Origin of the sequence: Actinophytocola sp. (assembly GCF_036002505.1) — a bacterium.
Lineage (GTDB): Bacteria > Actinomycetota > Actinomycetes > Mycobacteriales > Pseudonocardiaceae > DASYTH01.
In genome coordinates, this window is sequence record NZ_DASYTH010000468.1 from 1 (window position 1) to 11,786 (window position 11,786).

Genomic DNA, 11,786 nt, shown 5'->3' on the forward strand with positions numbered 1-11,786 from the left:
CCGCTCCTCGGGCAGACCTCGTTCCTCGGCCTACCCTCGTCGCGGTGGGCCAACTCCCTCGCCCGGCATTTCGCAAGCTTCATGCCGGCTATCCGGTGGTGCGGTAGGCGACATCCCGGATGTCGGTGACGAACATGTGCCCCGGCGCGTGGGTGATCGCGAACGGGAGCCGGGACGCGGTGATCACGGCCTGCGGGGTGACGCCGCAGGCCCAGAACACCGGCACGTCGCCGTCGTGCTGGTCCACGGCGTCGCCGAAGTCCGGTGCGTGGAGGTCCTTGACGCCCAAGGCTTCCGGCGCGCCGATGTGCACCGGAGCGCCGTGCACGGCGGGGATCCGGGCGGTGATCGTGACCGCGATGGCGACGAGGTGCGCCGGGATCGGGCGCATCGACACCACCATCGGTCCGGCGAACCGCCCGGCCGGGCGGCATTCCCGGTTCGTCACGAACATCGGCACCGTGCGGCCCTGTTCCAGGTGCCGCAAGGGAACTCCGGCCTCGGTGAGCGCGGACTCGAACGTGAAGCTGCAGCCGATGAGGAACGTGACCAGGTCGTCCCGCCAGACGTGGGTGACCTCGGTCGGCTCCTCGGTGAGCACGCCGTGCCGCCAGACCCGGTAGCGCGGCAGGTCCGTGCGCAGGTCGGCGTCCGGCGCGAGCGGGGTGACCGGGGATCCGGCGTCGGTCACGTCCAGCACCGGGCACGGCTTGGGGTTGCGCCGGGCGAACAGGAGCAGGTCGTAGGCGTCCTGTGTGGACACCGAGACCAGGTTCGCCTGCACGTACCCGGGTGCCATGCCTTCGGTGGTCGCGACCGCGCCGGACCGGAACGCCGCGCGGGCCTCGCCCGGCATGCTCCACTTAGGACAGCTCATGGCCGCGGGTCTCCGGAAGTCCCAGCACCGACACGAATGCCAGGGCGTAGGCCAGGGCGCCGAACGTCATCGCGCCGCCGGTGCCGTAGTGCCCGGCCAGGTAGCCGATGACGGTGGGGAAGAACGCGCCGACCGCGCGGCCGAAGTTGTAGGTGAAGCTCTGCCCGGCGCCGCGGGCGGTGGTCGGGTACAGCTCGGCGAGGTAGGAGCCGAACCCGCTGAAGATGGCGGAGGCGCAGAAGCCGAGCGGGAAGCCGAGGTACATCACCGCGGTGCCGGCGCTCGCCGGGAGCCGGGTGTAGAGGATGAGCAGCACGCCGCTGAGGAAGGCGAAGATCTGGAAGGAGGTGCGGCGGCCGAGCCGGTCGGTGAGGTAGCCGCCGGTCAGGTAGCCCAGGAACGCGCCGGCGATCAGGAAGAACAGGTAGCCGCCCGTGCCGATCACGGACAGCCCGCGGTTCTTGAGGTAGCTGGGGAGCCAGGTGGCGATCGTGTAGTAGCCGCCCTGGCAGCCGGTGGCCAGGAGCGAGGCGAACAGCGTGGTTTTGCCCAGCGGTCCCTGGAAGATCGCCTTGAGCGAGCCGCGGGCGGCCAGTTCCCGGCGCTGCGTGTAGTGCGGCGCGTCCTCGACCTTGCTGCGCACGTAGATCACGGCGAGGGCGGGGAGCAGGCCGGTGAGGAACAGCACGCGCCAGGCGGTTTCGTCGCCGGCGAGGTTGAACACCAGTGTGTAGACCAGCACGGCCGCGCCCCAGCCGACCGCCCAGGAGCTCTGGATCACCGCGACGGCCCGGCCGCGGTGGCGGGCGGAGGCGTACTCGGCGACCAGGATGGCGCCGGTGGCCCACTCGCCGCCGAAGCCGACTCCTTGCAGGGCGCGGAGCACGAGGAGGGTCTCGTAGTTGGGGGCGAGCCCGCAGAGCGCGGTGAACACGGCGTAGGTGATGATCGTGATCATCAGGGTGCGGGTGCGGCCGATCTTGTCGCACAGCACGCCGGCGGCGACGCCGCCGACCGCGGAGGTGAGCAGGGTGGTGGTGGCGAGCCAGCCCTTGTCCGCGCTGTTGAGGCCAAAGGTGGTGCCGATGGCGGCGAGGCTCAGCGGGAGCACCCAGAAGTCGTAGGAGTCGAGGCCGAAGCCGAGGAACGCGCCGACGAGGGCGCGCTTGCCCTTCGGCGGCAGTTCCCGCCACCACGCCATCCGGTGCGATTCACGAACTGTGGCCATGGCACACCCCGATCCCTCGATTGCTTTCTGTGACCTACTGCACACAGACGTTAGGTGAGGGCGGCCGGGCACCACAAGAGGATCGTTCAACAATTTTACAATGTTACGATCTGACGATGTGACAATTCGTGGCCAGGCGGCTTAGGTTGGGCCCGTGGCGACGACCGACGACCTCGCGCGAGACCGGCCCCTGCTCGACCGCACCAGCACCGCCGAGCGGGTCGCGGGCGTCCTCCGCGACCGGATCATGGAAGGCCAGTTCCCGCCGGACAGCCGGCTCTCCGAAGACACCATCACCAAGGGTCTCGGCATCTCCCGCAACACACTGCGTGAGGCGTTCCGCCTGCTGACCCACGAGAAACTGCTGGTGCACAAGCTCAACCAGGGCGTGTTCGTGCGCAAGCTCGACGTCGCCGACGTGGTCGACCTCTACCACGTCCGCCGGGTCATCGAAGGCGCCGCCGTGCGCACCGTCCGCACGCTGCCGAAGGCCGACGCCCGGGCGCTGGCCGCCGCCGTCGACGACGCCGAGGCCGCCGCGGCCGCCGGCCGCTGGGCCGATGTCGGCACCGCGAACCTACGATTCCACCAGGCTATTGCCGGATTGTTGAACAGTCCCCGCGTCGACGAGCTCATGCGCCAGCTCTGCGCCGAGCTCCGACTCGTCTTCCACGTCATGGCCAACCAGCGGATGCTCTACGAGCCCTACCTCCCCCGCAACCGCGAGATCCTGGACCTCCTGGTGGGCGGCCACATCGCCGCCGCCGAGAAAACCCTCGACTCCTATCTCGCCGACGCCGAGCACCAGCTCGTCACCGAGTACGCCACCGCCTCGTCGCCCTGACCGGTGAGCTTCCCGGCCGGCCGAGGTCCACCTGTCTTGACCCTTCCCGAGATAGCAACCCGAGACGAGTGGCTCGCCGCACGGAAAACATTGCTGGCCAAGGAGAAGGAGCTCACCAGGGCACGCGACGCCCGGCCGCCCTCCTCGACCTGTTCGACGGCCGCCGCCAGCTGATCGTCGACCACGCCATGTGGACGTTCGACGTCGACGAGCACGGCATCGAGACCCCGCGCGACGTCGCCCGCCCCAGCTGCTCGGCCCGCCTCGACAACATCGGCAACCTTCCGCCGCCGCATGGGCTGGACGTTCCCCTGGTACTCCTCCGCCGGCAGCGACTTCAACCACGATCTCCACGCCAGCGTCGACGAACGCGTCCAACCGGTCCTCCTCAACTACCGCGACGTCGACGAGCTCGCCGACCACGGTCTCGCATGGACCCCGGCCCGCCGCGCCGACTACCCCGGCCTCAGCGCCTTCCTCCGGGTCGGCGACGACATCTTCCACACCTACTCGACCCGCGCCGACGTCCGCGCGTACGCCGCCCGGGCCCGCGCCCAGCTCGTCGCGCTCCCGCTCGTGCCGGCGTGGTCGGCGCTGGAGTCCCTGTGCGACTTCGTGATCCAGCGCACGGCCTGAATTCGGGCGCGGTTGTCGGCGTGACATGCCAGGATGCCCGCATGCCCGCGAAGTTCAAGGACCTTGTCCTGGACGCCAACGACCACCACGCGCTCGCCGACTTCTGGTGCGCCGCCCTCGGTTACCGGCGCAAGGACGAGCTGGATCCGCCCGAGGACGGCTGGGTCCGGCCGGCCGAGTGGCCGGTGCCGATCGCCGATCCGACGGGCGAGGCACCGCTGATCTGGGTCCAGCCCGTGCCGGAGCCCAAGACCGCCAAGAACCGCCTGCACATCGACGTCTTCGGCAGCCTGGACGAGCTGCTCGGGCTCGGCGCCACACTCGTGCGCAAGCGGGACGATGAGATCGAGTGGGACGTGTTAGCCGATCCCGAGGGCAACGAGTTCTGCGTCTTCGCGCCCCGGTGAGCTTGCGAACGGCCAGGCGAGGGAATTGGCCCACCGCGACGAGGTGGGCCCGAGGAACCGGGGTCTGGGGGGGCTTGCCTGGTGGAACGCGGTCTGCCCGAGGAGTGGTCCGATGACCTACCACCCGACGCGACCCAAGGCATTGGCCGACACTCCCGAGTTAGAGAACACACAGTGACCCCGCTCGAGTCGGTCGCCGTCGTGCTGGCCGGCATGTTCGCCGGCGGGATCAACACGGTGGTCGGCTCGGGAACCCTGGTTACGTTCCCCGTTCTGCTGGCGGTCGGCTACCCGCCCGTGGTGGCCAACGTGTCGAACAGCCTGGGCCTCGTGCCCGGCTCGGTCAGCGGCGCGATCGGGTACCGCCGCGAGCTGGCCGGCCAGGGCGCCCGGCTGGTCCGCCTCGGCCTGGCGTCCGCGACCGGCGGCGTGCTCGGCGCGGTGCTCCTCCTCGTCCTGCCGCCGAGCGCGTTCGAGACCATCGTCCCGGTGCTGATCGTGCTGGCCCTGGTGCTGGTCGTGCTGCAACCGTGGCTGTCCCGCAAGCTCGCCGCCCGCCAGGAAGAACGGCACCCGCACGGTGGCCTGCCGCTGCTGCTGGCGATCTTCGGCACCGGCGTGTACGGCGGTTACTTCGGTGCTGCGCAAGGAGTTCTGCTGCTGGCGCTGATGGGCATCCTGATGGACGAGACGCTGCAGCGGATCAACGCGGTGAAGAACGTGCTGGCCGCCGTGGTGAACCTGACCTCCGGCATCGTGTTCGTGTTCGTCGCCGACGTGAACTGGCTGGTGGTCGCCCTGCTCGCGGCCGGCGCCATCCTCGGCGGCCAGCTCGGCGCCCACTTCGGCCGGCGGCTCCCCACCGCCGCCCTGCGCGGCGTCATCGTGGTCGTCGGCATCGCGGCCATTGTCCAGTTGCTCACCCGGTGAAGGTGGCATCCTTCCCTTCCGTGACCACCGCTGTGCGCCTCTCGCCCGTCGAGTTCGACATCCTCTGGGAGCAGCTCGGGCTCGGCGAGCGGCCGTACCCGATCACCGTGCCGTCCTTCGGGGAGACCGTCGACGAGCGCGAGGCGCTGCGCGAGCAGGTCCGGGACTCGCTCGTGGCCAAGGGCCTGCACGACGGGCACGAGCCGCATCCCCGGCTGGAGGACCTGCTGGTCCTGCTGGTGCGCAACCGGTTGACCATCGACGGCCGGCTCTCCGCCGGCCGGGAGTTGCACGTGCTCGCGGCCGCCCGCGGCGACCACGGGCTGCTGGCCGTGCAGTCCGCGGACGAGGTGCGCCTCGAGCCGGTCCGCGCGCCGAACCTGGTCGCCGCCGTGGTTTCCCTGCCGCCCGACGAGAAGCCCGGCCCCGGCGGCCCGGTCTCGCTGCCCCGGGCGTTGTTCACGGCGGCCACCGAGGCCTACGCGACCGGCGGGTACCTCGCGTTCGAGACGGCGCTGCGCCAGGGCGGGATCACCGGGAGGGACCTGCGCGGCCTGGTCACGCTCGTGGAGTCCGGCCGGCACGGCGGCGGCCAGCTCGCCGCGAACAGCGTCGACCAGGTCGGCCGGCGCACCCGCACGCCGGTGCTCAACTGGTTCGACACCGACGCCGGCCGCTACCTGGTCTACCCCGAACGCCCGCGCAACCGCGAGGAGTGGCTGACCTGCACCCCCGGCGACTCCGAGCGCATCCGGCTCAAGCTCACCGAACTGGTTTCGAGCGTGTAGAAACGTCGTCATGACCGAAGTGCTGTGGCGGCCCGACCCTGGGCGGGACACCCGGATCGCGGCGTTCCGGGACTGGTTGCGGGCCGAGCGTGGCCTGGACCTGCCGGACTACGACGCGCTGTGGACGTGGTCGACCGAGGATCTGCCGGCGTTCTGGGACGCGGTCGCGGAGTTCCTCGGCGTGATCTTCCACGAGCGGCCGCGGGCGGTGCTCGGCTCGGACGCCATGCCCGGCGCCGCGTGGTTCCCCGGGGCCACGCTGAACTACGCCGAGCACGCGCTGCGGCCCGGTCCGGGCAAGGACGACGGCGACCTGGCCGTGCTGTTCCACCGCGAGGACGGGCTGGCCGAGACGGTGACGTTCGGCGGGCTCCGGCGGCAGGTGGCCGGTGCGCGGGCCGGGCTGGCGGCGCTCGGCGTGCGGCGCGGCGACCGGGTGGTGGCGCTCGCGCCCAACACGCCGCGGACGCTGGTCGCATTCCTGGCCGCGGCGAGCCTGGGCGCGGTCTGGTCCTCGTGCTCGCCGGACTTCGGCGCGCGGGCCATCGGAGACCGGTTCACCCAGATCGAGCCCACCGTGCTGATCGCCGTGGACGGGTACGTCTACAACGGACGGTCGTTCGACGTCCGGTCCACGGTGGAGCAGCTGCGTGCGGGGATTCCGAGCCTCAAGGCCACGGTGCTGATCCCGTACCTGTCGGAGGAGGCCACGCTGCCGGACGGGCCGCATCCGGTGGTGCCGTGGTCGGAGCTGGTGGGTCACGAAGGTGCGCTCGAGTTCGCCGCGGTGCCGTTCGACCATCCGCTGTGGGTGCTCTACTCGTCCGGAACCACCGGACTGCCCAAGGGAATCGTGCAGGGCCACGGCGGGATCGTGCTGGAGCACCTGAAGATGCTGGCGCTGCACTGCGATCTCGGGCCGGGGGAGCGGTTCTTCTGGTTCACCACGACCGGCTGGATGATGTGGAACTTCCTGATCTCCGGGCTGCTGGTCGGCACCACGATCGTGCTCTACGACGGCAGCCCGGCGTATCCGGACCTCGGCGTGCTGTGGCGGCTGGCCGAGTGGCACCGGATCACGTACTTCGGCACGTCCGCCCCGTTCATCCAGTCCTGCCTGAAGCAGCACCTGCGGCCGGCGCAGTCCCACGACCTGTCCGCGTTGCGGGCGCTCGGCTCCACCGGCGCGCCGCTCACGCCGGAGGGATTCCGGTGGATCGCCGACGAGATCGGCCGGAACGTGCAGATCTGCTCGGTGTCCGGCGGCACCGACCTGTGCACCGCGTTCGTCGGCTCGGCGCCGGATGTGCCGGTGTGGCTGGGGGAGCTGTCCTGCCGCTGCCTCGGTGCGGCGGTCGCGGCGTTCACCGAGGACGGCCAGCCGGTGACGGATACGGTGGGGGAGCTGGTGATCACCCGCCCGATGCCCTCGATGCCGGTGTTCTTCTGGAACGACCCGGACGGCACCCGGTTGCGCGAGGCGTACTTCGAGACCTACCCAGGCGTGTGGCGGCACGGCGACTGGATCCAGCTCACCGCGCGCGGCTCGGCGATCATCTACGGCCGCAGCGACTCCACGCTGAACCGCGGCGGCGTGCGGATGGGCACCAGCGAGTTCTACCGCGTGGTGGAAGGGTTCGACGAGGTGGCCGACTCGCTCGTGATCGACACCTCCGGCGCCGCGGCACCCGACGGCGAGCTGCTCTGCTTCGTCGTGCTCACCCCCGGCACCGATCTGTCCACTATGGAGCCTCGGCTGCGCAGAGAGCTGCGCGGTGCGCTCTCGCCCCGGCACGTGCCCGACCGGTTCCTCGTCGTCGCCGAGATTCCCCGCACCCTCAACGGAAAGAAGTGCGAGGTCCCGGTCAAGAAGATCCTTGCCGGCACCCCGCCGGACCGCGCCGTCAGCCGCGACGCCCTGGCCAATCCCGACTCGCTGCGCCCGTTCCTCGAGCTGGTCAAACAGCGTTGAACCAAAGCGGGCTATGCACAAGACCTGCAATGTTTGGCTGTACGAATAGGTCGCTGGCCCGTCCGCTCGGGCGGGCCATGCGCCCGGACGGTGTTCGCGGTCTGTGCTCACCTGTGCTTGTGGTTGAGGTCCGACCGCTCGGGCAGACCTCCGGCCTGCCGTCGCGGTCGGAATGCGAACACCGCCCGGTGGCCCGCCGTCGCGGCCGGGATTGTGCATAGCCCACAAGGGAGCCCCGGCTGACGCACACAGCCGGGGCTCCGGAGGAGCGACGTGGCCGGACGTCAGGCCACCGCTCCGGCACTGTCGGCCTGCTGCTGGATCTGCTCGACCTCCGCGTACAGGCTGCCGAGAACGGACGAGTCGATCGCGGCCAGACCGTTCTCCTGCCGGCACTTGTCCAGCGCGTCCACCGCGTTGTAGTACGCCCAGCCGGCGGCGGCACAGGCGATCACGCCGACGCCGGTCTCCACCGTCGCGCACGCTGCCACGAACCCGGCCAGCGCGGCGCCGACCGCGCTCCACTCACTCTCACACGCCATTGAAGTTTCTCCTCGGTTGTTGGGGACTCAGTTGGCCGGCTGTTCGGACATGTCGATGCCCAGGTGCTGCTGCAGGGTGGCGTCGTCGCCGCTCGCCTGCCAGTGGGCACTCAGCGTGGGCAGCTGCGACCAGTCGATCTGCACCGCGCCGCCACCCTCCTGAGACATGTCGATGCCGAAGTGCTGCTGCAACGCGGCGTCGTCACCGCTGACCTGCCAGTGCGCACTCAGCGTCGGCAACTGCGACCAGTCGATCTGGACCTGCTCGCCTTCGCTCACAGCTCCCCCTCGCAGGCTCGGTCGAGCCGCTCGCGGTCGCCCTGTGATATTGATTCGCTCGCAAGCTCGCTCATGGATTCTCCTCGAATCGGACTCAGTGATCGAAAAATCTAGGCTCAGCCCTGGCGCCGGCCATCACCGTTCGGTCTCTCGTATGGGGCGAAACTGGCCGCCCTTTCGTGCACCCGGTAGTCCTTCCCCGCCGGTCAGGCCTCCGCGACGATGAGGAGATGTCTGTTGTGGCCGGAATTCCGGGCGGTGCGGCGCTTCTGCTCGCCGGGCTGCTGATCCTCGCCGGCGGGCTGAAGGTGTTGCGCCCCAAACCGTTCGTGCACGCCGTCTACCGCTTGCTGCCCCGGCACGTGCCCCGGCGCGAAACGCTCGCCCGGTTCGCGCCCTGGGTGGTCGGCACGGTCGAGTTGCTCGCCGGCCCCGGCCTGCTGGTGGCCGCGAGCCGGCCGGCGGCCTGGTGGTCCGCCGCCGTGATCGCCGGCGTTGCCGTGCTGTACCTGGCCTTCGTGGTCGTCGTCCGGTATGCCGCGCTCAAGGGCGCGTCCTGCGGTTGCTTCGCCTCGTTCTCCGACGGGGTGGCCGGCGGCGCCGAGCTCGCCCGCACCCTGACCCTGGCCGCGCTCGCCGTGTCCCTGCTGATCACCGCGCTGCTCACCGGCGCCGCGTCGTGGTGGCGGCTCGACGCGCTGGCCTGGCTCGTCGCCTTCGGCGTGCTGGTGGTGATCGCGACCGCTCTGGGTGGCCGGCGCCGCCCCGCCGGCTGGCTGCTGCTCGGCCGGGTCCGGTCGCGGCTGGCCGCCGTCGAGCTCCCCACCATGGTCACCGGCGCGGAGCGGACCGCGGCCATCGCGGCGGCGCGCACGGCACCCTCGGTGCGCGCCTTCCAGGACTGGCTCGGCGACCGCGCGGCCGGCGTGGACTGGCGGCGCTGCGAGGTCCGGACCACCTCGGCCACCCCGCGGGCCGGCCGGCGGGTGCCGTGCCTGCTCGTCTCCCCGCGCTGCCGGGCCGGCCTGACCATGACGGTGTCCCTGCCGGACGGCTTCCCCGAGCGCGCCGTGGTGATCGCCGCGGTCGACGGCCAGCCGGTGACCGCGCTCGGCGAGACCGTGAAGCCCGGCCCGCGCCCGGCCCTGCAGCGCGCCTAGCGGCCGACCGCGTACCCCTGCATGCCGCGCGGGTTCGCCGCGGCCCGCAGCACGCCGGTCTCCATGTCCCGCTCCACCGCGGACAACCGGCCCAGCGACCACGGCTCCGACACCGTGACCCGGTGGCCGCGCCTGGTCAACTCGTCGCGCGCCCCACTGTCCACACGGGACTCGACGACCAGCCCGCCGGGCACCGTCTCCCGCGGGTAGAACGACGACGGAAATGCCGTGGTATGCCACGCCGGCGCGTCGATCGACTCCTGCAGGTCCATCCCGAACGCCGCATGGTTGAGGAAGAACCCGAGCTGCCACTGATCCTGCTGGTCCCCGCCGGGTGTCCCGAACGCCAGCAGCTTCCCGTCCCGGCGGGCGAACGACGGCGTCAACGTGCTCCGCGGCCGCCTCCCCGGCGCCAGCGACGCCGGCAGCCCCTCCTCCAACCAGAACATCTGCGCCCGCGTGCCCAGGCAGAACCCGAGCCCCGGGACGGCCGGCGAGCTCTGCAGCCACCCGCCGGACGGCGTCGCGGAGATCATGTTCCCCCACCGGTCGGCCACGTCGATGTGGCAGGTGTCGCCTCGCGTGGTGCCGTGCCGGGAGATCGTCGGCTCGCCGATTCCGCCCATCCGCACCAGCGGCACCGTCGCCGTTGCCTGCTCGGTGAGATAACGAGGCAGCCTCGGCGTCCGCCCGCCCGGGCTTCCCGGCCTGAGCTCAAGGCTCGCCCCGTCGGTGATCAGCGCGGCCCGGTCCTTGGCGTAGCCCGCCGACAGCAACTCGCCGACCGGCACCCCGTGCACGTCGCCGTACCAGGCCTCCCGGTCGGCAAACGCCAGCTTGGCGACCTCGGTCGTGCGGTGGATCAGCTCGGCGGACCCCTGAGGGGGCAGCTCGCCGAGCGCGTCCAGCAACGCGAGCTGCTGCAGCAGCGCCGTGCCCTGGCACCACGGACCGACCTTGTACACGGTCCACCCGTGCGTCTCCAGGCTGACCGGCCGCTCATATCCGGGCCGCCACGAAGCCAGATCCCCACCGGTGAGCAGCCCGGCATGCCGCTCACCCGAGTCGTCCAGTACCGGCGTCTGGCAAAACCCGTCGATGGCCTCCGCCACGAATCCCTCGTACCAGGCCGTGATCGCCGCCTCGATCCGCGCTTCGCGCGTGCTGCCCTTCGCCTCGTCGACCAACCGGGTGTACGTCGCCGCCAGCGCCCGGTTGCGCAGCAGCCCGTCGGCCCCGGTCGCCGCCAGCCACACCTCCGCCGACGTGCGCCACTCATCCCGGAACAGCTGCGCCACGGCTCCGATCGTCTCCGTCACCCGCGGCACCGGGACATGCCCGTGTTCGGCATACCCGATGGCATAACCGAGGATCTCGCCCAGCGACTTCGTGCCGTGATCCCGCAGCAGCGTGAGCCACGCGCCGACCGCCCCCGGCACCGTCGCCGCCAGCAACCCCGTCCCCGGCACCAGCTCCAACCCGTGAAACTTCTCCACGGCAACCCCCGCCGGCGCCACTCCCTGTCCACAAAGGACAGTGGGCCCGGGATCGCCCGCCGCGACAAAGATCGCCGGCACCTCGCCACCCGGCCCGTTCAGATGCGGCTCCACCACATGCAGCACGAACGCGGCGGCCGCCGCCGCGTCGAAGGCGTTCCCCCCACCCTCCAACACGGCCATCCCCGCCGCCGACGCCAACCAGTGCGTCGACGCCACCATCCCGAACGTCCCACTCAACTCCGGCCGCGTAGTGAACACGCCCCCACGCTAGCGATCAGCACGCCTACTGTAACCCCGTGGAAAGTCGCCCGCTCTGGACCTGCCCCACCTGCACCCGCACGTTCGCCAACCCCAACCAGACCCACACCTGCGCCCCGCTCCGGACCCTCGACTCCCACTTCACCGGCCGCGACCCCGCCGTACGCGCAGTCTTCAACCGCATACTCGCAGTGTTAGAACCCCTCGGCCCCCTCACCGTCCTCCCCGAGAAGACCCGCATCGCCCTCCACGTCCGCATGAGCTTCGCCGCCTTCACCCCCCGCCACCACCGGCTAGACGGCCACCTCGTCCTAGCCCGCCGCGCCGACTCCCCCAAGTTCCACAAGATCGAGGCCTACTCGCCGC

General features: G+C 71.1%; 13 protein-coding genes and 1 pseudogene. 9 read left to right on the forward strand and 5 right to left on the reverse strand.

What is annotated here, in order from left to right; all coding sequences use genetic code 11:
• Nucleotides 1-88 precede the first annotated feature (88 nt).
• Together VGR06_RS41225 and VGR06_RS41230 are read right to left on the reverse strand one after the other, a co-directional pair.
• Nucleotides 89-877: a putative hydro-lyase gene (locus VGR06_RS41225; protein ID WP_327564693.1), complete on the reverse strand. Its 789-nt coding sequence runs from the start codon at nucleotides 875-877 to the stop codon at nucleotides 89-91.
• Nucleotides 864-2,105 carry an MFS transporter gene (locus tag VGR06_RS41230; protein WP_327564694.1) on the reverse strand — a complete coding sequence of 414 codons (1,242 nt, stop codon included), beginning with the start codon at nucleotides 2,103-2,105 and terminating at the stop codon, nucleotides 864-866. Before VGR06_RS41230 ends, VGR06_RS41225 begins: the two co-directional genes overlap by 14 nt.
• Nucleotides 2,106-2,259: 154 nt before the next feature.
• On the opposite strand from VGR06_RS41230, the gene VGR06_RS41235 reads away from it, so the two are divergent.
• From VGR06_RS41235 to VGR06_RS41265, 7 genes are all read left to right on the forward strand, one after another.
• Nucleotides 2,260-2,949, forward strand: coding sequence for a GntR family transcriptional regulator (locus VGR06_RS41235; RefSeq protein WP_327564695.1), 690 nt, complete (start codon nucleotides 2,260-2,262; stop codon nucleotides 2,947-2,949).
• 3 nt (nucleotides 2,950-2,952) lie between these two features.
• A complete protein-coding gene (locus VGR06_RS41240; RefSeq protein WP_327564696.1) occupies nucleotides 2,953-3,123 on the forward strand; it encodes a DUF899 family protein in 171 nt (56 codons plus the stop codon).
• 120 nt (nucleotides 3,124-3,243) lie between these two features.
• Nucleotides 3,244-3,585: a DUF899 family protein gene (locus tag VGR06_RS41245; RefSeq protein WP_414637444.1), complete on the forward strand. Its 342-nt coding sequence runs from the start codon at nucleotides 3,244-3,246 to the stop codon at nucleotides 3,583-3,585.
• Between the two features lie 41 nt (nucleotides 3,586-3,626).
• Entirely contained in the window at nucleotides 3,627-3,992 is a 366-nt protein-coding gene (locus VGR06_RS41250) for a VOC family protein (protein ID WP_327564697.1), read from the forward strand.
• A 213-nt stretch (nucleotides 3,993-4,205) separates the two neighbouring features.
• Nucleotides 4,206-4,922 (forward strand): sulfite exporter TauE/SafE family protein, encoded by a 717-nt coding sequence (locus VGR06_RS41255; RefSeq protein WP_414637446.1) that lies wholly within the window; start codon nucleotides 4,206-4,208, stop codon nucleotides 4,920-4,922.
• Nucleotides 4,923-4,942: 20 nt separating this feature from the next.
• Nucleotides 4,943-5,710, forward strand: a complete 768-nt coding sequence (locus VGR06_RS41260; protein WP_327564699.1) for an ESX secretion-associated protein EspG — start codon at nucleotides 4,943-4,945, stop codon at nucleotides 5,708-5,710.
• Between the two features lie 10 nt (nucleotides 5,711-5,720).
• Complete coding sequence (locus tag VGR06_RS41265; protein ID WP_327564700.1) at nucleotides 5,721-7,682, forward strand: acetoacetate--CoA ligase; 1,962 nt, start codon at nucleotides 5,721-5,723, stop codon at nucleotides 7,680-7,682.
• Between the two features lie 284 nt (nucleotides 7,683-7,966).
• Here VGR06_RS41265 and VGR06_RS41270 read toward each other — a convergent pair whose 3' ends face one another.
• Nucleotides 7,967-8,224 carry a hypothetical protein gene (locus VGR06_RS41270; protein WP_327564701.1) on the reverse strand — a complete coding sequence of 86 codons (258 nt, stop codon included), beginning with the start codon at nucleotides 8,222-8,224 and terminating at the stop codon, nucleotides 7,967-7,969.
• Between the two features lie 27 nt (nucleotides 8,225-8,251).
• Nucleotides 8,252-8,503, reverse strand: coding sequence for a hypothetical protein (locus VGR06_RS41275; RefSeq protein ID WP_327564702.1), 252 nt, complete (start codon nucleotides 8,501-8,503; stop codon nucleotides 8,252-8,254).
• 230 nt (nucleotides 8,504-8,733) lie between these two features.
• Between VGR06_RS41275 and VGR06_RS41280 the strand changes: the two genes are divergently transcribed.
• Entirely contained in the window at nucleotides 8,734-9,663 is a 930-nt protein-coding gene (locus VGR06_RS41280; RefSeq protein ID WP_327564703.1) for a MauE/DoxX family redox-associated membrane protein, read from the forward strand.
• Here VGR06_RS41280 and VGR06_RS41285 read toward each other — a convergent pair.
• Complete coding sequence (locus VGR06_RS41285; protein WP_327564704.1) at nucleotides 9,660-11,420, reverse strand: gamma-glutamyltransferase family protein; 1,761 nt, start codon at nucleotides 11,418-11,420, stop codon at nucleotides 9,660-9,662. The two genes, VGR06_RS41280 and VGR06_RS41285, sit on opposite strands and share 4 nt — an antisense overlap.
• Before the next feature lie 38 nt (nucleotides 11,421-11,458).
• Here VGR06_RS41285 and VGR06_RS41290 point away from each other — a divergent pair.
• Nucleotides 11,459-11,786 (forward strand): annotated as a pseudogene (locus tag VGR06_RS41290) (hypothetical protein); the annotation flags it as partial.